This window comes from Dickeya sp. ws52, from assembly GCF_007210685.1.
GTDB classification, from domain to species: domain Bacteria; phylum Pseudomonadota; class Gammaproteobacteria; order Enterobacterales; family Enterobacteriaceae; genus Dickeya; species Dickeya chrysanthemi.
In genome coordinates this window covers 1-24,378 of the sequence record NZ_SZVX01000027.1, presented here as the reverse complement: position 1 = coordinate 24,378, position 24,378 = coordinate 1, and the positions used below count along the sequence as shown (strand labels likewise).

Here is a 24,378-nt window from a genome sequence, read left to right as displayed (position 1 = left end):
AGTAAAACCATGACATCAGCACAACAACAGGCGGCACGCTTGCTGCAACATTTCAGCCAGTTCAACAAAACCCGCCTGACGCTGAATAACGGCATCTGTGTCCTGAACGGCGCCGACGGGCGAGAGGCGGCGGTGATTGAAGTGCCAGCGCAGAGCGACAATCTGCTGCTGCACTGCCAGGTGGTCAACCTGAAAGGAGAAAACCGTGCTGCTATCTATCGGCTGATGCTGCTGCTTAATTTCGAGATGGCGGCGATGCGCGGGTGCTGGCTGGCGCTGGATGAGTTCGACAATCTGCGCCTGTGCAGCCAGTATCCGCTGGATAAGCTGGATGAACCGGGTTTTAACGCACTGCTCAATGGTTATATTCGGCAGGTAGCGGAAACACGGTCATTTATCGAGCAGACGCTGGCGCAAGCCAACGCCGCCTGAGTCGGGTTGTTGACGTAACGGTTCCGCCATCGGGTGTGCGAACCGCAACGGGGCGACATGGGTTACCACCCTGTCGCCCCGTGCATTTTTATACGCTTTCGCATTATGCCGGTGAAAATAACCGCCTGACAGATAGCCATTCTGCTGTGGCTCATGCCCATCCAATCCCATTGAATGCTAAGATATTCGGTAGTCTGCCATAATGCGGCGCGGTATGAATGCAACCCCGCTGTTCAGAGAAAACGATGAGCGAAAACAGGTTACAACCCGGTTTGATGGCGATCCACGGCAACCATCCTGAAGATCTGCGCGACGTGCTGGTGTCGTGGATGGCGTCCAATCCACTGGCCGGGTTGGAAAACGAGCTGATTTTGGTACAGAGCAACGGCATCGGGCAGTGGCTGAAACTGGCGCTGGCGCGCGATCCCCGCGAGGGTGGATGCGGTGTGGCGGCGGCGCTGGACATCCAGTTACCGTCGCGTTTTTTCTGGCAAGCCTACCGTGCGGTGCTGGGTCACGATCAGGTGCCGGAAACCTCGCCGTTCGATAAATCCTTGTTGGTGTGGCGGCTGTTGCGGCTGTTGCCTGATCTGCTCACGCAGCCGGAATTTGCCGCGCTGGCGCGCTTTCTGCATCAGGACACCGATCTGCGTAAACATTACCAACTGGCCGAGCGGCTGGCCGACCTGTTCGACCAATATCAGGTTTATCGCGCCGACTGGCTGGCCGACTGGACCGCCGGACGCGACCTGCTGACCAGCCACCGACGCGGCGTGGAGCCGCTACCGGAAGAGCAGCGCTGGCAGCCGTTGCTGTGGCGGGCGTTGCTGGCGGATATCGGCGAGGCTCTATCCGGCACCAGCCGTGCGGCGCTGCACCAGCGCTTTCTGGATGAACTAAAACGGCGGGGCGACAGCGAACGCCCGGCCGGTTTACCTTCGCGTGTTGTCGTGTTCGGTATTTCGTCGTTGTCGCAACAGGCGCTGGAACTGCTGGCGGCCATCGGGCGTTGGACTCAGGTGTTCATGTGTGTGCATAACCCGTGCCGGCATTACTGGGGCGATATTATCGCCGATAAGGATCTGCTGCGCGCCGAGCGCGCCCGTCAGCGGCGCAAACCCGGTATGCCGGATGTCCTTGCGCTGGAAGAATTGCATCAACACGCCCACCCGTTGCTGGCGGCGTGGGGTAAACAAGGGCGTGATTACATCGGGTTGCTGGATGAATACGACCAGCGCGAACAGTACTCCTCATTGATTGTGCGTAGCGACTTGTTTTTCAGCAACGACAACGACAGCCTGCTGCATCAGCTACAGGACGATATCCTGGAGTTGCGCCCGCTGGCGGAAAGCAGTGCGCGCTGGCCCGCCGTCGATCCGCAGCGTGATCGTTCGATCCGTTTTCATCTGGCCCACAGCCCGCAGCGTGAAGTGGAAGTGCTGCATGACCAACTGCTGGCGGCGTTTGCCGCCGACCCGACGTTGCGCCCGCGCGATGTGATCGTGATGGTGCCGGACATCAACGGCTATGCGCCGCATATTCAGGCGGTGTTCGGGTTGGTCGACCGGCAGGACCCGCGTTACATCCCGTTCAGTGTGGCGGATCGCGGGTCGCGCCAGAATAATCTGTTGCTGGCGGCGCTGGAAAAACTGCTACATCTGCCGCAATCGCGCGTGGCGGTCAGCGATGTGCTGGATTTACTGGAAGTACCGGCGGTACGTCGGCGGTTTGCCATCGACGACGAGCACCTGCCGTTGCTGCAACGCTGGATCCGGGCCGCCAACGTGCGTTGGGGGCTACACGCCCGCCAACGCCAAAGCCTCGACTTGCCTGATGCGCCGGAACAGAACAGCTGGTTTTTCGGGCTGCGCCGTATGTTGTTGGGGTATGCGGTGGGTGCCGGCAGCGCCTGGCGAGATATCGAGCCGTTGGATGAAGTCGGCGGGTTGGATGCGGTGCTGGCCGGCCAACTGGCGCTGCTGCTCGACCGGCTGGACTCTAGCTGGCAACAGCTTTGCCAGCCGGCGACGCCGTCGCAATGGGGAGAACGGTTGCGGGCATTGCTAAGCACGTTCTTTGCCGCGGATGAGGGGGAAGATGGTTTCATGCTGCTGCAACTGGACGACGGGTTGCAGAGCTGGTTGGAGGCGTGCGAGTCGGTAGCGCTGGATCAGGCACTGCCGCTGTCGGTGGTACGGGAGCACTGGCTGGGGTTATTTGAACAATCGAGCCTGACGCAACCGTTTTTTGCCGGCACCGTCATTTTCGCTACGCTGATGCCGATGCGTGCGATTCCGTTTCGCCACGTCTGCCTGCTGGGCATGAACGATGGCGATTATCCCCGCAACCGGGTGCCGCTGGATTTCGACCTGATGGGGCAGGACTATCGCCCCGGCGACCGTTCCCGTCGCGAAGACGATCGTTATCTGTTTCTGGAGGCGTTATTGTCGGCGCGTGAGCAGTTCTACATCAGTTGGGTGGGGCGCAGCATCCACGACAACAGCGAACGTCCGCCCTCGGTGCTGGTGGCGCAATTACGTGACCATCTGAGCAATGGCTGGCGAGCCGTCGACGGGCAGGACGTGTTGCCCGCCTTGACGGTGGAACACCGGTTGCAGCCATTCAGTGCGGATTATTTTACCGCCGACAGCCCGCTGTTCAGCTATGCCCGCGAATGGCGCGCCGGATTGGTGGCGCAGGATGCTCCGGCGACGGAAGCCGCGCTGAGCGAGTATCAGCAGGATGGCGTGCTGACGCTGCGCCAACTGGCGGATTTTATCCGTGACCCGGTGCGCAGCTTTTTCCGGTTGCGGCTCAACGTCTGGTTCGAGTTGGAGGACCCCACCAGCCAGGATCAGGAGCCGTTTGCCATTGACGCGCTGGAAAACTGGCGGCTGCAACATGAGTTGATTCAGGAGCAGAAAGCGGCGTTACATCGGCAGACTCCCCGAGAGCAGGCGCTGGCGGCGCAACTGGAACGCATCGCCCGACGCGGCGAACTGGCGCCCGGCGGCTTCACCTCGGTGTTGGCGCAGGAGTTGGCGGAACCGATGGCGGACTTGTTCACCCGTTACGCGCAGGAGCAGGAAAAATGGCCGCGGCCATTGCCTGACGAAGCGCTGTCGCCGCCCGATTTACCACTGGAAGACTGGCTGAACGAACTGCGCGCCGATGAGCAGGGCAACCGTTGCCGTCTGGTGCTGGAAAGCGGCGGATTGCTTCACCCTGTGCGCCGCAGTTATCGACTCGACAAGCTGTTGCCGTTCTGGGTGACGCACCTGGCCGGGCATCTCGACGGGTTGCCGCTGCACAGCACGTTGGTCAGCAAAAATGGCACTGTTCACCTGCCGGCGCTGGCGCCTGAGCAGGCGAAAGCATACTGGCAGACGCTGATGGAAGCCTGGCAGGCGGGTATGCGTTACCCGCTGCCGCTGGCGGTGAAAACCGGATTTTGCTGGCTGGAGGCGGGCGGTGAGCCGGATCAGCCGCCGGACGGTGAGGCAGGCAAAGCGGCGCGACAGTGCTATGAGGATCATGACCCGGACAACCGCAAGTTTGCCGAGTCGGCGTCTAACCCTTATCTGGCGCGGGCTTTCCCGACGTTCGAACACCTGTGGGCCGACGGCGAGTTTGCCCGCTGGGCACAGCAGTTGCTGGCGCCGCTGTACCTGACGCTGAAAGCGGCGTCGGCGAAACAGAAAAAATCAGGAGGCCAGTCATGACGGCGCATTCGTTACCTTCCCCGCTGGATGTGCTGCGTTTTCCGCTTTCCGGCAGCCGCCTGATCGAAGCCAGTGCCGGCACCGGCAAAACCTTCACCATCGCCATGCTGTATGTGCGGCTGGTGCTGGGGCACGGCGGCGAGCAGGCGTTTTCCCGGCCGCTTAACCCACCGGAGATTCTGGTGGTGACCTTTACCGACGCCGCCACTCGCGAGCTGCGCGACCGTATCCGTGCGCGGCTGGCGCAGGCCGCCGCCTACTTTCAACCGGGCGGCAACGATAAACAAGATGACCCGCTGCTGCATGAACTGCGCGCCGATTACCCGCCGGAGCAGTGGCCGGACTGCGCGCGCAAACTGCAACTGGCCGCTGAATGGATGGACGAAGCGGCGGTCTCCACCATTCACAGCTGGTGCAACCGGATGTTGGGCGAACACGCCTTTGACAGCGGCAGCCTGTTTAACCAGACGCTGGAAACCGACCAGAGCGACGTGCTGCTGGAGGTGGTGCGTGATTACTGGCGCACGTTCTTTTTCCCGCTCGATGCCCGCGATGTGCTGGAACTGCGCGACAACTGGTTATCGCCGGAAAGCTTTTATCGCAGCGTGACGCCGTTGCTGGAGTATGCCGATGAGATTGGCATCGACGAGCTGCCGGCGCAGATTTTCAGCGCGGTCCGCGACGAAAAAACGCGCCGGCTGGCGGCGCTGAAAGCACCCTGGCCGCAGTGGTGCGGCGAGTTACGCGATGTGCTGCATACCGCGGTGGCGCAGAAAAAGGCGGACGGCCGCAAGCTGCAAGCCCGTTATTTCGAGGCGTGGCTGGATAAACTGCACCACTGGGCCACCAGCGACGAGACGACGCTGGATATCGGCACCGGCTGGACGCGGCTGACCCCGCAAGGGCTACGAGAGTGCTGGAAAGTGCCGGAAGAGGCGCCGCAGCACCCGGCCTTGACCGCGATGGAGACGCTGGCGCAGCAGTTGAGCGAATTGCCGGAACCGCGCAGCCGGCTGTTACGACATGCCTGCCGTTGGGTCAGTCAGCGCTTTCGCCACGAGCAGGAAAGCCGGGCGCAAATGGGGTTTCAGGACTTGTTGACCCGGTTGGACGCCGCGTTGCGCGGCGATAACGGCGAACGGCTGGCGCAACGTATTCGCCGCCAGTTTCCGCTGGCGATGATCGACGAGTTTCAGGACACCGACCCGCTGCAATACCGCATTTTCGATACCCTCTATCAGGTGGCGGACAACGACCCGCAGCAGGGGTTGATCCTAATCGGCGACCCGAAACAGGCGATTTATGCATTTCGCGGTGCCGATATTTATACCTATTTGCGTGCCCGCCGCGATACCGACGGGCGACATTACACGCTGGGCACCAACTTCCGCTCCACGCAGGCGATGGTGGATGCGGTAAACCAGGTGTTTATGCAGGCGGAGAACCGCGCCGACGGCGCGGGGGCGTTCCTGTTTCGCCAGCCGGACGGCGACAATCCGGTGCCGTTTTTGCCGGTGCAGGCCAACGGCCGCGATGAAGTCTGGATGCAGGAAGGCTCGACGGCGGCGGCGCTAACCTGTTGGACACTGGAAACGGATGAACCGGTATCGTCGGCGGAATACCGCCAGCGGATGGCCGCGGGCTGCGCCCGTGAAATGGTGCGGCTGTTGCAACTCGGCGTACAGGGGCTGGCCGGTTTTGCCGCACCGGGGCAGGCGCTGCGTCCGGTCAGGCCGGGGGATATGGCGGTGCTGGTGAATACCGGGCGTGAAGCGATGGCGGTGCGGGCGCAACTGTCCGCTCGCGGCGTGCGCAGCGTGTATTTGTCGGATCGGGAATCGGTTTTCGACAGCCCGCAAGCCGGTGAGTTGCGCTGCTGGTTGGCGGCTTGCGCCGACCCGGAGAACGATCGGTTACTGCGCGCTGCGCTGGCGACGCCATTACTGGGGCTGAGCTGGCAGGCGCTTGACTGCCTTAACCACGACGAGCGGGAGTGGGAACGCCGGGTGATGCAGTTTGTCGGTTACCAGATCTGCTGGCGACAGCAGGGGGTGCTGCCGATGTTACGGCGGCTATTGTGGGAGTTCGATGTACCACGCCGGTTGCTGGCTGCCGACAATGCTCGCGCGCTGACCGATGTGTTGCACCTGTCGGAGTTATTGCAACAGGCCAGTGTGCATCTGGACGGCGAACACGCGCTGATCCGCTATCTGGCGGAGCAGTGTCAGGCAGAAAACCCCGGCGGCGACACGCTGAAACTACGGCTGGAAAGCGATGCCGATCGGGTAAAAGTGGTGACCGTTCACAAATCCAAAGGGCTGGAATATCCGCTGGTGTTTTTGCCGTTCGCTTGTGCGTTTCGCGCCGTCAGCCCGCGGGATATCCCGCTGAAGTTTCATGATGATGACGGGCAGCCGCGCCTGGAGCTGACCGCCAGCGACGCGGCGGTGCAGCGTGCCGACCATGAGCGGCTGGGCGAGGATCTGCGTAAGTTCTATGTGGCGCTGACCCGCGCCCGCTATGCGCTGTGGCTGGGCATCGCGCCGTTGAAAGAACTCGAAAAAAGCGCGCCCGGTTACCTGCTCGGCGTCGGCGAGCCGTTGGCGCCGGGACAACTGACGCAACAGTTGTCGGTCTGGTGCGGCGCGCACAGCCAGAGAGTGCCGCTGCCGGAGACCGACGAGGCGAGGTATCGCACCGTGCAGGCGTCGCCGTCGCTGGGGCAGGAACCGCCGTTGCCGGATATCCGTCGCCATCGCTGGCGTATCACCAGTTACTCGGGGTTGCAACGCGCGCCGGAAGGGCAATTCCAGGCGCAGCGCGAACCTTCAGAAAACGAGGCCGCCGAGGTACAGAGTGCGCGGCAGGAAACCTTCAGCGAACCGCAGGACGTGGCAGAACGTCTGCCGCCGTTGCCGACCGGCTACGATATGTACGGTTTTCCACGCGGCGCGGTGCCGGGCAGCTTTCTGCATGGCTTGCTGGAGTGGGCCGGGGAAACGGGCTTTGCGGCGTTGGCGGCGGATCGCGACCGGGTGGAAGATCAGGTGGCGCGGCGTTGTAACCGGCAAGGCTGGACGCCGTGGATACCGATGCTCACCGACTGGCTAATGGCCTTGCTCCGTCAGCCGCTGACCTTGCCGGGCTCATCCGGCGGCGCGGTGTCGCTGGCCGGGTTGACGCAGTATCAGGTGGAAATGGAGTTTTGGTTTGCGCTCAATCAGGTCGATACCCAGGCGTTGGACAATCAGGTCCGGGCCGCCACGCTGGCGGGCGAGCCACGGGCAACACTGATGCGTGAGCAGCTTAACGGTATGCTGAAAGGGTTTATCGATTTGGTGTTTGAACATCAGGGGCGCTATTACGTGCTGGACTACAAATCCAACTGGCTGGGGGCGAATGCCGCGGACTATGACGGGTTACGGATGGCGCACGCCATGCTGGAGCACCGTTACGACCTGCAACTGGCTTTGTACCTGTTTGCGCTGCACCGCTTACTCAAGTCACGCCTGCCGGATTATGACTATGACCGTCATGTCGGCGGGGCCTTGTACCTGTTTCTGCGTGGTAGTCAGGCGTCGGGCGGCGGCGTATACGCCGAGCGGCCGGACCGATCGTTGATTGAGGCGCTGGACCGCCTGTTCAGCGGCGACACGGAGGCGATGGCATGAACATGACCCGTCATGACGAATTAACCCGGTTGCTGGACCAATGGGTTGACTGCGGCTGGCTGCGAGAGTTGGATCGGGCGCTGGTGCGCTTTCTGCATCAGGAGTGCCCGGAGGCGTCGCCTTTATTGTTGCTGGGTGCGGCGCTGGTCAGTTATCAGCTTGGACGCGGACATGTGTGCCTCGATCTGGCCGCTACGCTGGCCGACAGCGGATTCTCGCTGGCGTTGCCGCCGGAAGGCGATCGCAGCGAAAACAGCAAAATAGCGCGCCCGGCGGAGGTGCTGGCCGGTGTGACCCTGGCGGCCTGGCAGGCGGCGCTGCAACAGCCGCCGCTGGTATCGTCGGGGGAGGGTAATACGCCGCTGGTGCTGGTAGGCTCGCGTCTTTATCTGCGTCGCTACTGGCAGTATGAGCAGGATGTGCGTCACGCCGTTATGCAACGGTTGCAGCAAAATGCGGCGTTACGCGCGGCTATTGCGCCTGCGGCGCTGCGCCGACGGCTGGAGGCGCTGTTTCCTGCCGCCGGGAGTAACGTGACCGACTGGCAGAAACTGGCCTGTGCGCTGGCGGCGGGCAGTGCGTTCAGCATCATTACCGGCGGGCCGGGCACCGGGAAAACCACCACCGTGGTAAAACTGCTGGCGCTGTTGCAATCGTTGGCGCTGGAGCAGCAGGGCAAACCGCTGCGTATCCGGCTGGCGGCGCCCACCGGCAAGGCGGCGGCGCGGCTGAACGAGTCCATCGCCGGGGCGATTGCCGGTTTGTCGCTGGACGGGCTGGCGCAAGGCGATGCTATTCGTACGCACATTAACAGTGAGGTGGTGACGCTGCACCGTTTACTCGGGAGCCGCCCGGACAGCCGACATTTCCGTCATCACGCCGATAACCCGCTGCTGCTGGACGTGCTGGTGGTGGATGAAGCCTCGATGGTGGATTTGGAGATGATGGCGGCGCTGCTGGCCGCGATGCCGGCGCGTTCCCGACTGGTACTGCTGGGCGATAAAGACCAACTGGCATCGGTTGAAGCGGGGGCGTTGATGGGTGAGCTGTGCCAGCGCGCCGCACAAGGGCACTACCTGCCGCTGACCGGTGACTGGCTGCGCGAGGTAGCGGGAGACGCGCCGGCCGATGACTTACTCGATCCATACGGCACCGCGCTGGATCAATCGATTGTTATGTTGCGCCACAGCTACCGTTTTGGCGCGGACAGCGGCATCGGCAAACTGGCTGACGCGGTGAATGCCGGCGATAGCGCGGCGCTGGCGTCTGTCTGGCGGCGCGGGTTTGCCGATTTGGCGCAATTAACCCTGAGCGCGAACGATGACAAGACGTTGCGCGAATGGGTGATAGACGGTGCCGCCGGCCGCTTCGGCACGCAGGTCGGTACGGCGGCACCGGTAGGCTACGGCGACTACCTGCGCCGGATGGTGGCGACGCAACCGGATCTGACGGCGCCGCAAAGCGAGTTTGATCACTGGGCGTCGCAGATTCTGGCGGCGTTCGGCCGCTTCCAACTGCTGTGCGCCTTGCGCAACGGCCCCTGGGGGGTCGATAACATGAATACGCGCATTGCCCATCTGTTGCATCGCAATGGGTTGCTGGCGGCCTGGCAAGGCTGGTATCCGGGGCGACCGGTGATGGTGACCCGCAACGATTACGGCCAACGGCTGATGAACGGCGATATCGGGATTACGCTGGCGGTGCCGCAGCGCCAGCCGGACGGCACACTCAGTTGGGTGAGCCGGGTGGCGTTTCCCGCAGGGGATGGTACATCCGGTATTCGCTGGGTTATGCCGGGGCGCTTATCGGCGGTGGAAACGGTGTTCGCCATGACGGTGCATAAATCGCAGGGGTCGGAATTCGCCCATACGGCGTTGCTGCTGCCGGATACCTTAAGCCCGATCCTGACGCGTGAGCTGATCTATACCGGCATCACCCGCGCTAAACACGCCTTCAGCCTCGGTTGCGCCGGAGAGCACAGTACGGTGTTGGCTGAGGCCGTCAGCCGACGGGTATTACGGGTGAGCGGACGTTTCCCGTGATCACGCTGATGTGCGGTATGGGGCTTCAGGAAGATGCGGAGTGTGTGATAGGCGATCGACTCGCGTGACAATCAGTATGCGTCGTTCGGCCGCAGAAAATCGCGTAGAAACTGTAGTTTTCTTCGTCCATCCCGGATGTTGCCACGGGCTTTTTTGCGTGGCTGACTTCGCAGCCAGCTGCGCGAAGTGCCTTATCCGCAGGCCAGATAGTGATTATTGGTTGAAACGCGGACATAGCCATAAAGTGCTATTTTATTGGAAATGTTTTGTTAGATTTTATACCCAAAATAATTCGAGTTGCAGGAAGGCGGCAAGAGAGTGACAAATTCGTCGGGAACGAATTTGACCAGCCAACGGCTGGCCTCTGGTGAGAGACAGGATGTCTCTCATTTCATCCCGATGAGCTTACACAGGTAAGTGATTCGGGTGAACGAACGCAGCCAACGCACCTGCAATTTGAAGTATGACGGGTATAGATGAGGAAAAATAACATGCAGATGAGACAAAGGTAACCCATAAGACAGAAAAATTGCCTCATCGAAATGTGTGTTTTGGATGTACCTAAAAAACACAACGGTAAAAACTTTGATTTCTATGTTCTTTTATATCACTAAACTGTTATTTTAATAAATAATAAAAGAAACTTTCAATATAATACAAAAAGCACCCTGGCTGGAGTGATGAATATCTACTAAGTTTTAATCGTCGTCATATCTTAGTGAATAAACTTGATTAATTCGCTATTTTCGAAATATACCCTAAATAATTCGCGTTGCAGGAAGGCGGTAAGTGAGTGAATCCCGATGAGCTTACTCAGGTAAGTGATTCGGGTGAACGAGCGCAGCCAACACACCTGCAACTTTAAGTATGACGGGTATAGATGATATTTTCCTTTGATCAATTGCGGAGATTTAACCATGAGCAATATTAATCTATCAAGATATTTTACCTGTTTTTCGACAAAACTATCATGCAATGAGATTGTTATGAAATATATCAAAATATTTTTCTTCCCTTTTATGATGCTTTCTCTCATTGCTAACGCTGATGATTCTGTGCCGTCAGGAAAAAAACGCCGATGTATATAATAAACATGAGCAAAAATACAATTGCCATAATTCTTACTTCAGAAGAACTTGTATATCGATCTGGTTGCACAGTAATACCATATAATAAAGGCAAGAAGTTTATGGGTTTTTTCCTGCCGGCTGCATTTACTATTTACGAGTATAGTTCAGATGAATGCAACTTTCATGACGGTATTAAACAAGAGCACTTCAGAATTCAGCCGCCTTCCGCAGTAAAATCTCAAGTAATATTAACAGGTAGAAAACCTAAAATTCAATATGGTGATTAATCGTATAATAGAGCAGTGGAGCTTTGTCGGCAGTAAAGCTGTACAACACCGTCTCTGGTATGCGTTAGAATACCAAAACTTACACCTTTGGCTCACGAACCGATGAGACCCTGCCGTGAGCTATTGACACTGCTCGCCCCGTTTAATATCGGTATTATAACCAGCGGTGACTGGGGCAGTTATACCAGAAAGGTGCCAAAAGACATCTGGCCGGCAAAATCTTTGCGTAACGTATTGAGCGTAACAACCTGATGATCCGTATCTGCATTAAGCAACGATCTGTTTCTCACGCTCTGTTGAGATCCACGAAAAGGTCATAGGTGCCTTTATCGAAAAACACATGTTCTACTGATTGGAGTCATCACTGATAGCCGAATACAATGACGGCGAAGTGAAAACTCTTCACAGCCTGTCGGCCAAGGAGTGGTATCATTGCCGGCTTCTTTACCTCTGGAATGTTCACCGTGACCTCATTTGCTGAACTTAACGCGCTTCCTGCCGCACAACTCACCACGCTTAACGAACTGGGCTATCTGACGATGACCCCGATACAGGCCGCGGCGTTACCGGCGATCCTGGCCGGAAAAGATGTGCGTGCGCAGGCGAAAACCGGCAGCGGTAAAACCGCGGCTTTCGGACTGGGGCTGTTACAGCACCTTGATGCCGGGCGGTTTAACACGCAGTCGCTGGTGCTGTGCCCGACCCGCGAACTCGCCGATCAGGTTGCCAATGAACTGCGCCGTCTGGCGCGCGGTATGCCGAACATCAAGGTGTTGACGCTGTGCGGCGGCGTACCGTTCGGTCTCCAGCGAGACTCGCTGACCCATGCGCCGCATGTGATTGTCGCCACACCGGGCCGACTGCTGGACCACCTGAAAAAAGAGACCGTCAGCCTTGATGACTTACGGACACTGGTGCTGGATGAAGCGGATCGGATGCTCGATATGGGGTTTGCCGACGCGATTGACGAAGTTATCGCCCAGGTGCCGACGCCATGCCAGACGCTGCTGTTTTCCGCCACCTGGCCGGAGGCTATCGCCGCCATCAGCCGACGCATCCAGCGTGATCCGCTGATCATTGAAATCGACACGGTGGATGAACTGCCGGCGGTTGAACAACAGTTCTACGAAGTGTCTCGCAGCGGCAAACTCGACCTGCTGCAAAAGCTGCTCAGCCGCGAACAGCCGGCGTCCTGCGTGGTGTTCTGCAATACCAAAAAAGATTGTCAGGCGGTGTACGAGGCATTGACCAACAGTAATCAGAGCGTGCTGGCGCTGCACGGCGACATGGAACAGCGTGACCGCGACCAGACGCTGGTACGCTTCGCCAACGGCAGCAGCCGTGTGCTGGTGGCAACCGACGTTGCGGCGCGCGGGCTGGATATCAAAGCGCTGGAGATGGTGATTAACTACGAGCTGTCGTGGGACCCTGAGGTGCATGTTCACCGTATCGGCCGTACCGCGCGTGCCGGTGAAAGCGGGCTGGCCATCAGTCTTTGCGCGCCGGAAGAGGCCCAGCGTGCCAATGCGCTGGAAGAAATGTTGAAGATGAAACTCAACTGGCATCCGTTGCCCACCGGACTGCGCATCACCCCGCTGGAGGCCGTCATGGCGACGCTTGCCATCGACGGCGGTAAAAAAGCCAAAATGCGCCCCGGCGATATTCTGGGGGCGTTAACCGGCGACATGGGGCTGGATGGGGCGGATATCGGTAAGATTGCGATTCATCCGATGCACGCCTATGTGGCGGTGAAACAGGCGGTGGCGCGCCACGCGTGGAAACAGCTGCAACAGGGAAAAATCAAAGGAAAAGCGGTAAAAGTCAGGCTGCTGAAGTAGCGTTCATGGCCTATCGGCGCCAACTCGCGCTGACCGTTACCGGTTGTTTATACCGGTAACGGTCGGAGGATATCCGGCCTCAAGGTCTCTTTGCCGTGAGGTGTTATCGGGCGGTCGCGGTTTGCGGCGTATAGCAAGGATAGTCTGTATACCCCTTCGCAACGTCACCGGCGATACCGTAATAAGTCTCGCGATCACTTTCTGCCAGCGGCCAGTTATTTTGCATCCGTTCGACCAGGTCCGGATTTGAGATAAAGGGCCGGCCAAATGCGATTAGATCTAATTCACCGCGGTTAAGGGCGTGCTCGGCAGAGTCACGGTTAAAACCGCCTGCGGCAATCAGCGTTCCCTGGTAATGTTGACGAAATTGCGTCGCAAACCCGTCTGGAATCGCTTCTGCGCCAAGAGTGAGCTGATCACTCAAATGCACATAAGCCAGCGCACGCTCATTCAGGGCACGTGCCAGACTGAGCCAGGTTTCAGCCTCTTCGGCATAAGGATGCATGTCAAACAAACGGCCAAACGGCGATAACCGAACGCCCACTCTGCTGCTGCCGAGTTTATCGGCCAGTGCGTCCAGCGTTTCGAGTAAGAATCGCAGCCGATTAGCGATAGAACCGCCGTAGCTATCCGCCCGGTTATTCAGTGCGCCATTAATAAATTGCTCGAATAGATAGCCATTCGCTCCATGCAATTCAACACCGTCGAATCCCGCCTCAATTGCACGCTGGCCCGCTTTTACGAAGTCGGCGGTAACACGTTTAACTTCATCCGTGCTTAACGCTCGCGGCGTGCTGGCTGTGACGCGTCCGGGTTTGCCAGGCTCAACCCAGGCATAGGAGTGTAAATGCGCGACCGCTTCGGCAACGGATGAAACCGGTGCGGCGTGATTGGGCTGAAGCGACACATGCGACATGCGGCCGACATGCCAAAGTTGAGCAAAGATTTTCCCGCCCTCGGCGTGCACCGCATCAGTGACTTGCTTCCATGCCTGAGTTTGCTGGTCGGTATATAAACCAGGGTTGAAAAGGTATCCGCATCCTTCCTGACTCACCGGCACGCCTTCCGAGATGATAAGACCGGCAGAGGCGCGCTGCTGATAATACCGCGTGGTTTGCTCATCAGGCACATTATGCCGCGCGCGTGCCCGTGTCATGGGGGCCATAACGATACGATTAGCTAATGGCGTGCCGGCCAGATCATACGGGGTAAACAGAAGACTCATGTAATTCTCCAAAAGTAGGTGGGAAATAAAACGCTCAACTCTGTTTTGACGGAAGTATCAGGCCGTTACCCGGCGCGCCGCCGCCAATGTCGGGCTCAGGCCACGTGATGTCTAAACGCGTGCGATTAATCAGCCATTTGCCATCAATACGCAGATATTCATCGGCGTATGAGCCTAAAAGTAATAAGGGGTGGGTTCCTGCCGGTCGCTCGGTAACCCAATCGGTCAGGTAGCAACGGCCTTCTGCGTGGTCGTCATTGATAAACTCAATCCAGTGATTGGCAATGACGTGCATGAATGGGTAAGTGCCGCGGTGCAGGGCGTCATATTCCTCAAATGCCTGCGTTAAGCCGGCACGTATCGCTTCACGCCCTTGCCAGCCGATGCCGGCAACAAAACAGGTCGCTTCTTCGGTAAACAACCGGGCCAGTTCATCCATGTGATTGGCATCCAAATGATGACAGTAGCGGATGCGTAAATTGCGTATTGCTTCCAGAGAAAGCAGTCTGGTTATCTCGGTATTCATCGACGGCTCATTTGTCGTTAATCAGGAGGGTATAGTCTATTGCTAAACTTTTTCGCGATTAATGCTGTAAAATGACAAGCACTTCATCCTCACAGGATGAAATCCGTCTGTGATAAGGAGTGACCGATGAACCCGCTCAGTTTTGATGGCATCCGAGAATTTACGCTGGCCGCCCAACATCAAAGTTTCACTGCCGCGGCGTTGGAATTGGGGGTCACCAGTTCTGCCGTCGGTAAAAGCGTTTCCCGGCTGGAGCAGCGGTTAGGGATAAAACTCTTGCATCGCACGACGCGAAAACTCGTTTTGACGCATGAAGGCGAAATCTATTTAAGCAGCTGTTTACGCATTATCGATGAGCTGCGTGATATCGAAAGTAACATGTCGACGGGCGCTTCATCGCCAAAAGGGCGGCTCCGTGTCGATTTACCGGCGGCGTTCGGACGTCGGCATATCGCACCGATGTTAATTGATTTTGCAAAGCCATTTTCTCAGTTAGATTTGACGGTCACGTTTAGTGAGCGGACCATCGACATGGTGGGTGAAGGCGTCGATCTGGCCGTTCGGATTGGTGATTTACACAATGACCCGGAGTTGGTTGCACGTAAGCTTGGCGCGCAAGAGCTGGTTATCTGTGCCTCGCCTGACTATTTGTCTAACGCCCCCCCGGTCACCAATAAAGATGATCTATTGCAACATGACTGCATTATTGGGTGGCGCAAAGGGCTACGCGCCGCCTGGTTGCTTAACAACGCCAAAGGGGAATTAGAGCAGCAGCAGATCCGCGTGCGGCATGAGTTGGGTGATGGAGAGATGATGCTGCAGGCAACGCTGAATGGTTGCGGCTTATCGCAATTACCGACCTGGCTGATTGCCGAGCATCTGCAAAGCGGGGCGTTAGTCACGGTGCTGGATAACTACGCCGGCGCGAAGATGCCTATCCATGTGATCTGGCCCCGGACGCGCTACATTCAACCTAAAGTCAGAATGACCGTCGATGCGCTATTGCAAATGGCGCAATCGCAACCGGATGTCTTTGGATACTGACGGACCATTCCGGCCGTTAACCGAATACGCCGTCCCCAACGCCCGACCGCGATGGGGACGGGATCATTTACTGGAGGCTTGCCAGATCCTTGGCGATATCGCGGCGACGCCCGCTGTCGGCAATGTCACGTCCGGGGCGGGCGGGCGCTTTAAGCGCTTTTTCCAGATAGCGTTTCGCTTCGTCGGTTTTTTTCTCTTTCAGCAGAAAATCACCATAAAAGTAGTTGGGATCAATCCCCTCGGGATTGAGCGCCAGGGCCTTTTTCAACATTTGTTCCGCTTTTTCTTTATCGCCAAAACCAATCGGCCAGCCGGGGACTTGATAATACAGCGCGCCAAGACTGGTCCAGGCCGAACCTTGTAACGCATTCGGATCTATGCCAATAGCCTTTTCCAGGTTATCGCGCGCCTGTTTGACGAGGCTCAGCGCACCCAGGCCGCCTTTAGCGCCCGCCCAACTGCTATCGATAATCGCCGACCAGATGAGCAGCGGCGCATCGGCATTGTTGCTCGCCTGGCTTGCGTCATGCGCCTGCTGGCTGAGCGTGCTGAAGCAGCGCTCTTTCGCGGATTCCAGCGTCTGGTACTGGCAGATGGACCAGCTTTGCTGCAAATTCTCCAGCGAGAGGTTCGCCAGCGCTGAAAAGGGGACGGCGGCGGTAAGGACAAGTGTGTACAGGATTTTCATTGATCTTCACCTTTGTTTGTGCCCCGGGCATATGCCTGAATGACGGGTAATTTTTTACCTAATGCCCCATCGACAAGGGTGGGAAACCAGGCGTTGATCTTAACGAACAGACGTTCCATCGCGCCGAAACGGTAGCGCTTTCGCTCTGTTTCAAGCTGGTGGACGAGCCGTGAGGCGACAAAAGCGGGAGCGTCGCTGCCGTTGCCGAGCTTGCGGTTCAGCGCGTATACCGCATCGCTGTTTAAGGTCGTTTCCGTGGCACGTGGGGCGGCATACAATACGTTGATGCCGCTGCCCTGTAATTCGCGCCCCAGCGCTTCGGAAAAGCGGTGCGCGGCGGCCTTGGTCGCGCTGTAGACACTCCAGGCAGGGTGGCCGATTTCACCGAAGATAGAACCAATATTGAGCACGATGCCTTGTGGATTAAACTTTTCGAGCAAGGCCCGCGTCAGCAGGACCGGTATTTCGACATTGGTTCGAATCTGCTCGCGAATGTCGTCAAAAGACTGTTGCTCAAACAGCGAAAAGCGGCTGCTTCCGGCGTTGTTGATCAGCACATCCAGCCGGTTCTCATCGTTAAACTGGGCGGCAAGGGTGACGATTTCGTCGTCGGAATAGGCGTTCATCAGCACAATATGGTGCTGTTCCGGGTGCGGCAGGTTTTGTTTCAACTGCGCCATCGCCTGCTCATTACGCCCGACAAGATAGAGCCGCGCCCCTTTTTGCGCCAGAGCGTGCGCCAGCGCCTGCCCGATACCGCCGCTGGCGCCGGTCAGCAGAATGGTTTTGTTATTCAGGTTCACGCGTGTTTTGCCCCAGTTGATTAAGCATCTCGCCGTACAGACGATAAACGCGGCGGGCGGTATGGATAATCGCGGCCTGATCGCCTTCGTCGGTGACCGTATCCATTAGCGATGCGAAAAATTTCAGGTGATCCTGGTCGAGCTCGCCGTGAGAGCGCAGATAGGTTGTCGCCTGTTCCGGTAACCCCAGCGTACGCTCAACCTGCGCGGCGACGGCAGAGGCAATCGACACGCTGGTCCCTTCCAGTACCAGTACCATGCCGAAGATACTCATCGGGTTTACCCGCTCGATACGGTAGTAAAGGTAGGCGATCATCATCTCGATAGACATGACGGGATGGCCGTTTCGGACTTTTTCCGCATCGCCGCCACAGGTGCGGATATCGTTGAGGATCCACTCCTGATGCCCGTATTCTTCATCAATATATTCGGCAATCGCGCCCCGAACCGCTTCATGCGAGGCGGGCAGACGACCGCCTGCACACATCAGCAACGGCACGGTATGGCTGACGTGATAGTACGCCTGGGTCAGAAAATCGAGGTACATCTCGCGGGAGATGTCGCCTGCCTGGCAGCGGGCGATAACCGGGGAAGAGAGTAAGCGCTGGCGATCCACCGCAGTTTGACGTTGTAATTCCTGATAAAAACCCATGATTATTCCTCCTCACTGCTGGTGAGTATGTGTTGCTCCAGAGATTGCCAGATGGCATTCCGGCGTGGTCGTCCATTGGCTGTTAACATGCCGGGCGATGAGATTTCCGAGGTGAACAGCAAGCGGTGAAACTGCGCGTAGTCCGGCAGACGAGCGGAAAGGGCCTGCAGTTGTTCGCGAGCCTGTTCCTGTTGCCCTTCAAACGCATCGACCAGCGCAACGTTGCGTCTTAACCCTTCACCAAAAATGACGATGCGGCGCACCGCCGGGCAGGCCATTGCCTCCGCTTCCGGCCATTCCGGCGAAAAATTGCGGCCAAAGGCGTTGATCTGCACGTTTTTCAGCCGCCCCTGAATATGGAGAAAACCGTCTTCATCTATCCGGCCCAGATCTCCGGTCGCTACCGTCGGCGGTGCGGGTTCGGCACCCAGATAGCCCAGCGCGTTGGCCGGGCTGGTCACGCACAACTGGTGGTGGTCATCGACCGTCACCCGAATACCGGGCAACGGCCTGCCGACACTGCTCTCTTTGGCGGCGCCGGGAAGATTCAGCGCGACGACGGAGCCGCATTCAGACAAGCCGTAACCTTCAAATACGGGTAAACCGCTGTGCTCCGCCATTGTCAGCAGCGAGGCTGAAATTTTGCCGCCGCCGGCGGCGATAAAGCGCAGGGATTGCGTGCTTTCCGGCGCCTGTCGATGCAGCAGTAACAATACCCGTAGCAGTTCCGGCACCAGCACCAGACTGTGCGGACGCCAGTGGGTCAGCGCCTGGAGAAATGGGCCGGGAGTAAACCGGCTGGAGCCTTCAAAACCGATACGAGAAGGCGGTAAAACCACCGTCTCTGAGCCGAGCAGGAGCGGGATATAGAGGCCGCACACATTCTCCAGCAGGATGCTGAGCGGAAGCAGAACCAAGTGCTTATCCAGATTCAGCGTGTGCAGCGCGGTAGCCAGCGTTTGCGCCGTCCAGAACATGCCGCTCTGGCTCAGGCAAACACCTTTTGGCTCGCCGGTCGTGCCGGAGGTATAGGTGATTTTGGCCGTGCCGACGGGCAGGAGAACCGGGTCCGATATCGTACGCGTTTGCATTCTGCCGAACGGGAAGTCGTGTTCCTGCCAGCCCGCCAGTAACTCGCCGCCGATTTGCGCATCGATAGAGGCTGATGCCCGCACCCAGGTTTTTTGAGCCTCGGTGAAAAACGGCGGTATTGGGATAATCACCACCCCACCGGCCAGACAGGCGATATCGATAATGGCCCACTCCGGGCTGTTGTCCGCTTCCAGCGCCAGCCGTTTTACCCCGAGCGAGCGTAAGCGCGCCGCAACGGTGATGACGGCTTCATGGTATTGCCGCCAGCTCCATGCTCGGGTTTCCCCGTGCAGGGCAATGGCGTGGGGGCGGCGGCGAGCCTGTTGCTCAAGCATGTCCAGAAACATAGGGTTCTCCCGATGAGGTTGGCCAGGGGGCGTCAGGCGGGGTGGTAAAAAGACTCAGTAGCAGGCTGGTGTGGCTTAACGTGGTGTGCCCGCCGATCAGTTCACCGGCCATCACCTGCGGGTCATGCTGGTAGTAATCACCCCATTCGAGGGCGGCGTCGCCCAGTTGTTCAGGCCGTGCCGACGTCAGTAATAGCGGTTGCAGGTTCAAACGATAAAAGATGTTGCGGATTTTTTTGGTGCCGGTAAATACGATCCACGAAAAGCGGTACTGATTGAGAAGCTGACAAACAGCGGCATACATGACGCGGGCGGACGCACCGTCCTGCGCGGCAAAGTTACCGACTTCCACAATCGCGGCGCGAGACACCGGGGCGGCGAAACGTGACGACAATTCCGCTTCAACGGGATTGTCGAGGTAATGCTCAAGGTAGAGTGGCCCGTGCGAGGCCGGCTGGATGCCGCAAGCTGCTTTCAACTCACCGTTTGCGTCGTACATACCGAGTAACCAGGGCATACAACGAGAAAGCGTGGCGTGGTAAATCTGGTGATAACTGGAACGTATTAACGCGGAAATATCGCTAACTTCACTTCCACCGCGCGTCCATTCTAATGAGTAGGGTGATGTTATTCGCATAATTAACCTCATCTGTGATGAGGTTATCCTGATCTTTTATTATTATGCGAACCTTAAGACCGGGCGATTTTCTTCGCCCCCGGCATGAATTGCTTAATTTATTACTCTTTCCCATCAGGTGGTTGACGTAGCGCTGACTCGGTAGGCGCTTAAGCGGTTAATGCCGGATGCACGGCCCGAGCCCCTGTAACGCCGTTGCTTTTCATGCAACGACTCTCGCCTCGGCGCGGACGATGGAGAGGCGTTAGCGCGTCTCTCCATCGTGGTAATCCGTCAGGCTGCGACGCTTTCACCGTTCGCTTCCAGCAACGCAATCTGCTCGCGCCAGCGGGTCTGTTCGGGTTCGCCTTCACGGCGTTGGCCGTACAGTTGGGCTATCTGCGTGCCGTCGGCGGCATACAGTTCCAGGCTGGTGACCACCCCGTCTACTGTCGGTTTGCGGGTAATCCAGCTTTCGGCGATATCACCGTCGTTCAGGTGCAGCGTGAAGTGACGGTTAAAAATATTCAGCCAGCCTTGCATCGGTTCTACGCGCTCCAGTACGCCGGTGAAGATCTGCACGCAGCCGCGATTACCGACAAACACCATAATTTCGTTGCCATCGGCATGGGCCTGATGTAACAGCGCGGCCAGCGCCTGGTTATCGACTTTGCGCGCCAAATCGTCGCTGACCAGCTTAAACGCCTGCTGGCGCGACAGATTATAACGATGCAGCAGCAGATAGAACTGATGCACATCGGTCATCGCACGCCACTCGCTTTCCAGCCGGGCGACATCAACGCTTTCGGCATAGAGAGCGGGAGTGGCCGCGGTGATTGTCGGGGCGGTGGTTTCATCGCTGGCAAAGCGCGCCACAATCTCGTGCCACACAGCCATATCGGTGGTGTCGGTGGCATAAACTTTGTGCACCGCGTCGCCCTGCGGATCGAAAAATTGCAGGCTGTGGCGCACGCCGCGTGCCGTCTCTTCTTCCAGTGCGAAAGCGCTGTGCCACTGATTCATAAACAGGCGCAAATCGATGCCGCCGGGGTTGAGAATCAGCCCGGCATGGCCTTCCAATTGTTGATTGCCGTACACCCCGACATGCTCATGTACCGCATGTTGATTACGGGTAATTGCCTTGAGTGTGCCGGCCTGTTGCAGCGCCGCCAGTAAGGCGCGCGGTTGATCCTGCAACCGGCGGGCATCATGGCCGACGCGCGCCGCGGTCAGTTCGGCTTCGCTAACGCCCAGATGCCCGGCGAGATCGCGTGCATAGAGCTTCGGATGGCTGGTTTTAGCCTCAAGATAACGGTTGTACAGCGCATTCAGCATAATTATTTTCCCTTCGATACGGTGGGCGCCAGTATGGACAAGCTGAATTCGCGCTAACAAGACAAATCCTGAAACATGAAATCAATTTAATTTTCCGGATAACGCGGATGAACGGGCTAAACGGCGTAACCGAATAAATAAAAAGACAATTGCGGATAAACATGCGCACTCCCGCAGAGGGGCTGGATTAAGTTTTATTAAGGTTGCCGGCTTTTTCTTGTCAGCCGGTTTTCACTGTGCCGCGCCGGACAAAGCGTCCCCGGAAGGGGGCAACCGAAAAGGCGTTGTAACCCTCTTGTAATCAAATGATAATGATTGTTATTATCTGTTAAGGCGAGGTGATGGACCGATTGTCTTCCTTGGGATACGACGACGCGGTCACTGAGTGACGTGACTCACCATCATGTGCATTCAAAAAAATAATGCCAAAGACAGACTGACGATAACGTTTGCGAGCCGGCCTGAAAACCGCGATGGGTTGAAAACGGCTTGCCAACAATTTCAATAAGCGTGCATTTCAATCAGCGCGTATCTCAATAAGCGTGTATGAATTGAGTTCAGGGGAAGGGTTATGCGTGTTTTAGTGGTTGATGATGATTCCGCGCTGTGCCATTGGCTGGGTGCGAAGTTACATGCCCACGGACACTCTTGCCGGCTGATCCACGATGGGGCGGAGGCATTACAGGCGATTGAACAGGAAGTGTATGATGTGGTGCTGCTGGATCGGATGCTGCCCGGCATGGATGGTTTCAGCGTGTTGCGTGCGCTACAGGGGCGCCCGCATCCTCCGATCATGCTGTTGTCCGCATTGGATCGCGACGTCGACCGCGTCATGGGGCTGGAGCTCGGCGCGGAAGATTATCTCGGAAAACCCTTTAACCTTAATGAATTGCGTCTGCGGCTGGATATTATCGTCGGGCGCGACAAACGCCGTCATGAACAACGCCAGGTGCTCACTTTCGCCGATCTGAAAGTCGATTGCCTGCAACGTTCCGTCTGGCGCGGCGGCAAACGCATCGAACTGACGGATAAAGAAATCAAACTGTTGATGATCCTGATGGAACATCCCGGCAAGGTGATAAGCCGCACGCTGCTGCTGGAGCGGGTATGGGGTTATCAGTTTGATCCGCAGACTAACCTTATCGACGTACACCTTTCCAAACTGCGCGCCAAGATTGATAAAGGCTTCTCGTTACCGCTGATCAAAACATTGCGTTCGGTAGGTTATTGCCTCGGCGAGATTGAGAAGAGGTAGCGGCGTGTCAGCCAAGGTAAACGGTCTGCGCAGGTTGCTGCGTCAAATGCAGATAAAACTGCATCAGTGGCAGGCGATTGGCGTCAGTTATGACCCGGATTTTCTCTCGACCACCCATTTTCGTCAGTCGATCACCATCGTCTATCTGTTTATGATCGTAATGCTGGGGTGCATCCTGGGATTCAGCGTGCTGAGTGAATCGCTGCTGCGTAGCCATGTACACGATATCATTATGAACGATATCTATAATTACGCGGCAAAATCCCGTCTGAAGGACAGTGCGGGTTTGTCGGCGCACTTGCGTCAGGAATACCATGAACCGAGCGATGAATTACCGATGGTGATAGTGATGGCGGATGATGGTCGCCTGATTTATCACAACATGCCGTTCGTTCCTGCCGCCGGCCGGTGCCAGATGAATGTCGAGTGTCTGAAAGGGTTGCTGGGTGTCGGCGGCAGCGACAACGTGATGGGTCTTGCGGTCCGTCTGGAGGACGGCGCTATCTTGTTTCGTGCCTATAACATCGTGCCGATGCTGGAACGCGTGCGGACCATTCCGCTGGTGGCCGGCGCGGGACTGTTTCTCGTGCTGATGTTTTGCCTGCTGGTTAGCCGCCACTTTAGCTTGCGCAGCCTGAACAGCGTGCGGCAGATTCGTGAAGCGCTGCATCGCTACAGCACCGGCGAGCAACAGGTGCGTATGCCGGTTTCTCCCTATGGCAATGATTTCGACGGCTTGTGCGTCGATATTAACCAGAACCTGGAACGCATTGATCGTCTGATGACGCAAGTGCGTAGTACCGCCGGGCATGTCGCCCACGAGTTGCGCACGCCGCTGACGCATTTGCAGAACCGGCTCTATACGCTGGCGGAGCGCGATGATCTCAGCGACGGCGTACGCAGCGAGATCGATGGCGCATCAAGTGACGTGCAATCCGTGCTGACGCTGTTCCGCAATGTAATGCGTATCGGCGAAATTGAAAGCGGGCGTTGTGTCTATCAGTTTGACCATTTTTGCGCCCAGCAGTTGTTGCACGACCTGGCAGAGTATTACCAGCCGTTGGCGGAAGCGCATCAGTGCTCGTTGGTGGTGGAGCTCAGTGCGTCCATCCCGATGTTCGGCGATCGTGCGCTGGTGTTTCAGGCGATGGCCAATCTGATTGAAAATGCACTGAAATATGCCGCGGGGACCGGGCGCATTACCCTTGGCGTGCACCTGTATCACGGCTGGCTGGCGTTGTGCGTGCGCGACCACGGACCGGGGATTCCCCCCGCGTTATATCAGGCGGCGACGGAGCGTTTCGAACGTCTTGGTCAGGCGCATACCCAGAGTGGTTATGGTCTTGGTTTATCGCTGGTGAAGGCGATTGCCGAACTGCATGGCGGAAAACTCGCTTTGGATTCCGCTGAGCCGGGCCTGGCGGCGTATTTATGCCTTAATCGCAGTTAATGTGCGTGCTGAAACCGTAATACCCCCAAATAATTCGGGTATATTGGTTAAATAAGGCGGCGAGACATTCTTTATTAAATAAATCTGCATTAAATAAATCTGCATTAAATAAACCTGTATTAAATAAATCCATATGAAATAAAAATGGCGTATTTATGCCTGAGGCTGTTGACAAACAGCTATATTGTCTTGTGAATGGTGAAGTTTGTTGGGGCAGGGAATAATTTCGTGCGGGATAAACGGTGTAATTTCTTTGCTGCTTCATTGCACGCACGACAAGGAG

The 24,378-nt window shown here is 57.4% G+C and carries 18 protein-coding genes and 1 pseudogene; 10 read left to right on the top strand and 9 right to left on the bottom strand.

Features of this window, described 5'->3' with window-relative positions; translation table 11 throughout:
- The first annotated feature begins 9 nt into the window (after window positions 1–9).
- From FDP13_RS19765 to dbpA, 7 genes and pseudogenes are all read left to right on the top strand, one after another.
- Complete coding sequence (locus FDP13_RS19765) at window positions 10–432, top strand: type III secretion system chaperone (protein WP_012769735.1); 423 nt, start codon at window positions 10–12, stop codon at window positions 430–432.
- Window positions 433–677: 245 nt separating this feature from the next.
- Window positions 678–4,154 carry an exodeoxyribonuclease V subunit gamma gene (gene recC / locus FDP13_RS19760; protein ID WP_143840233.1) on the top strand — a complete coding sequence of 1,159 codons (3,477 nt, stop codon included), beginning with the start codon at window positions 678–680 and terminating at the stop codon, window positions 4,152–4,154.
- Window positions 4,151–7,825, top strand: a complete 3,675-nt coding sequence (gene recB / locus FDP13_RS19755) for an exodeoxyribonuclease V subunit beta (protein ID WP_143840232.1) — start codon at window positions 4,151–4,153, stop codon at window positions 7,823–7,825. Before recC ends, recB begins: the two co-directional genes overlap by 4 nt.
- On the top strand, window positions 7,822–9,867 hold the full coding sequence (gene recD / locus FDP13_RS19750) for an exodeoxyribonuclease V subunit alpha (RefSeq protein WP_143840231.1): 2,046 nt from the start codon (window positions 7,822–7,824) through the stop codon (window positions 9,865–9,867). The genes recB and recD overlap by 4 nt, the downstream gene beginning before the upstream one ends.
- Window positions 9,868–10,960: 1,093 nt before the next feature.
- Window positions 10,961–11,224 carry a hypothetical protein gene (locus FDP13_RS19745; RefSeq protein ID WP_143840230.1) on the top strand — a complete coding sequence of 88 codons (264 nt, stop codon included), beginning with the start codon at window positions 10,961–10,963 and terminating at the stop codon, window positions 11,222–11,224.
- 10 nt (window positions 11,225–11,234) lie between these two features.
- Window positions 11,235–11,576 (top strand): annotated as a pseudogene (locus FDP13_RS19740) (IS1 family transposase); the annotation flags it as partial.
- A gap of 112 nt (window positions 11,577–11,688) precedes the next feature.
- Window positions 11,689–13,062: an ATP-dependent RNA helicase DbpA gene (gene dbpA / locus FDP13_RS19735; protein WP_012769739.1), complete on the top strand. Its 1,374-nt coding sequence runs from the start codon at window positions 11,689–11,691 to the stop codon at window positions 13,060–13,062.
- A gap of 103 nt (window positions 13,063–13,165) precedes the next feature.
- Here the strand turns inward: dbpA and FDP13_RS19730 are convergent, their stop codons facing one another.
- Both FDP13_RS19730 and FDP13_RS19725 read right to left on the bottom strand, forming a co-directional pair.
- Window positions 13,166–14,287, bottom strand: coding sequence for an alkene reductase (locus tag FDP13_RS19730; RefSeq protein ID WP_143840229.1), 1,122 nt, complete (start codon window positions 14,285–14,287; stop codon window positions 13,166–13,168).
- A gap of 34 nt (window positions 14,288–14,321) precedes the next feature.
- On the bottom strand, window positions 14,322–14,813 hold the full coding sequence (locus tag FDP13_RS19725; protein WP_027712006.1) for a nuclear transport factor 2 family protein: 492 nt from the start codon (window positions 14,811–14,813) through the stop codon (window positions 14,322–14,324).
- 126 nt (window positions 14,814–14,939) lie between these two features.
- Here FDP13_RS19725 and FDP13_RS19720 point away from each other — a divergent pair, with 126 nt between their 5' ends.
- Window positions 14,940–15,857: a LysR family transcriptional regulator gene (locus tag FDP13_RS19720; protein WP_143840228.1), complete on the top strand. Its 918-nt coding sequence runs from the start codon at window positions 14,940–14,942 to the stop codon at window positions 15,855–15,857.
- A gap of 67 nt (window positions 15,858–15,924) precedes the next feature.
- On the opposite strand, the gene FDP13_RS19715 is transcribed toward FDP13_RS19720, so the two are convergent.
- The 6 genes from FDP13_RS19715 to FDP13_RS19690 all read right to left on the bottom strand — a co-directional run bounded on the left by FDP13_RS19715 (window position 15,925) and on the right by FDP13_RS19690 (window position 21,390).
- Window positions 15,925–16,545 carry a TRAP transporter TatT component family protein gene (locus FDP13_RS19715; protein WP_012769743.1) on the bottom strand — a complete coding sequence of 207 codons (621 nt, stop codon included), beginning with the start codon at window positions 16,543–16,545 and terminating at the stop codon, window positions 15,925–15,927.
- Window positions 16,542–17,348: an SDR family oxidoreductase gene (locus FDP13_RS19710; protein ID WP_143840227.1), complete on the bottom strand. Its 807-nt coding sequence runs from the start codon at window positions 17,346–17,348 to the stop codon at window positions 16,542–16,544. Before FDP13_RS19710 ends, FDP13_RS19715 begins: the two co-directional genes overlap by 4 nt.
- Complete coding sequence (locus tag FDP13_RS19705) at window positions 17,335–18,000, bottom strand: TenA family transcriptional regulator (protein WP_143840226.1); 666 nt, start codon at window positions 17,998–18,000, stop codon at window positions 17,335–17,337. Before FDP13_RS19705 ends, FDP13_RS19710 begins: the two co-directional genes overlap by 14 nt.
- A 2-nt stretch (window positions 18,001–18,002) precedes the next feature.
- Window positions 18,003–19,439 (bottom strand): AMP-dependent synthetase/ligase, encoded by a 1,437-nt coding sequence (locus tag FDP13_RS19700; RefSeq protein ID WP_143840225.1) that lies wholly within the window; start codon window positions 19,437–19,439, stop codon window positions 18,003–18,005.
- Window positions 19,420–20,076 carry a thermostable hemolysin gene (locus FDP13_RS19695; protein ID WP_033577808.1) on the bottom strand — a complete coding sequence of 219 codons (657 nt, stop codon included), beginning with the start codon at window positions 20,074–20,076 and terminating at the stop codon, window positions 19,420–19,422. Before FDP13_RS19695 ends, FDP13_RS19700 begins: the two co-directional genes overlap by 20 nt.
- A gap of 273 nt (window positions 20,077–20,349) precedes the next feature.
- A complete protein-coding gene (locus FDP13_RS19690) occupies window positions 20,350–21,390 on the bottom strand; it encodes a hemin-degrading factor (protein WP_234424445.1) in 1,041 nt (346 codons plus the stop codon).
- Between the two features lie 571 nt (window positions 21,391–21,961).
- On the opposite strand from FDP13_RS19690, the gene FDP13_RS19685 reads away from it, so the two are divergent.
- Together FDP13_RS19685 and FDP13_RS19680 are read left to right on the top strand one after the other, a co-directional pair.
- Window positions 21,962–22,645, top strand: a complete 684-nt coding sequence (locus FDP13_RS19685) for a response regulator transcription factor (protein WP_027712013.1) — start codon at window positions 21,962–21,964, stop codon at window positions 22,643–22,645.
- A gap of 4 nt (window positions 22,646–22,649) precedes the next feature.
- Window positions 22,650–24,095: a HAMP domain-containing sensor histidine kinase gene (locus tag FDP13_RS19680; RefSeq protein WP_033577806.1), complete on the top strand. Its 1,446-nt coding sequence runs from the start codon at window positions 22,650–22,652 to the stop codon at window positions 24,093–24,095.
- Here FDP13_RS19680 and FDP13_RS21865 read toward each other — a convergent pair.
- Window positions 24,082–24,378, bottom strand: a 297-nt coding sequence (locus FDP13_RS21865; protein WP_234424444.1) for a hypothetical protein, incomplete at its 5' end; no start/stop codon positions are given. The genes FDP13_RS19680 and FDP13_RS21865 overlap by 14 nt on opposite strands.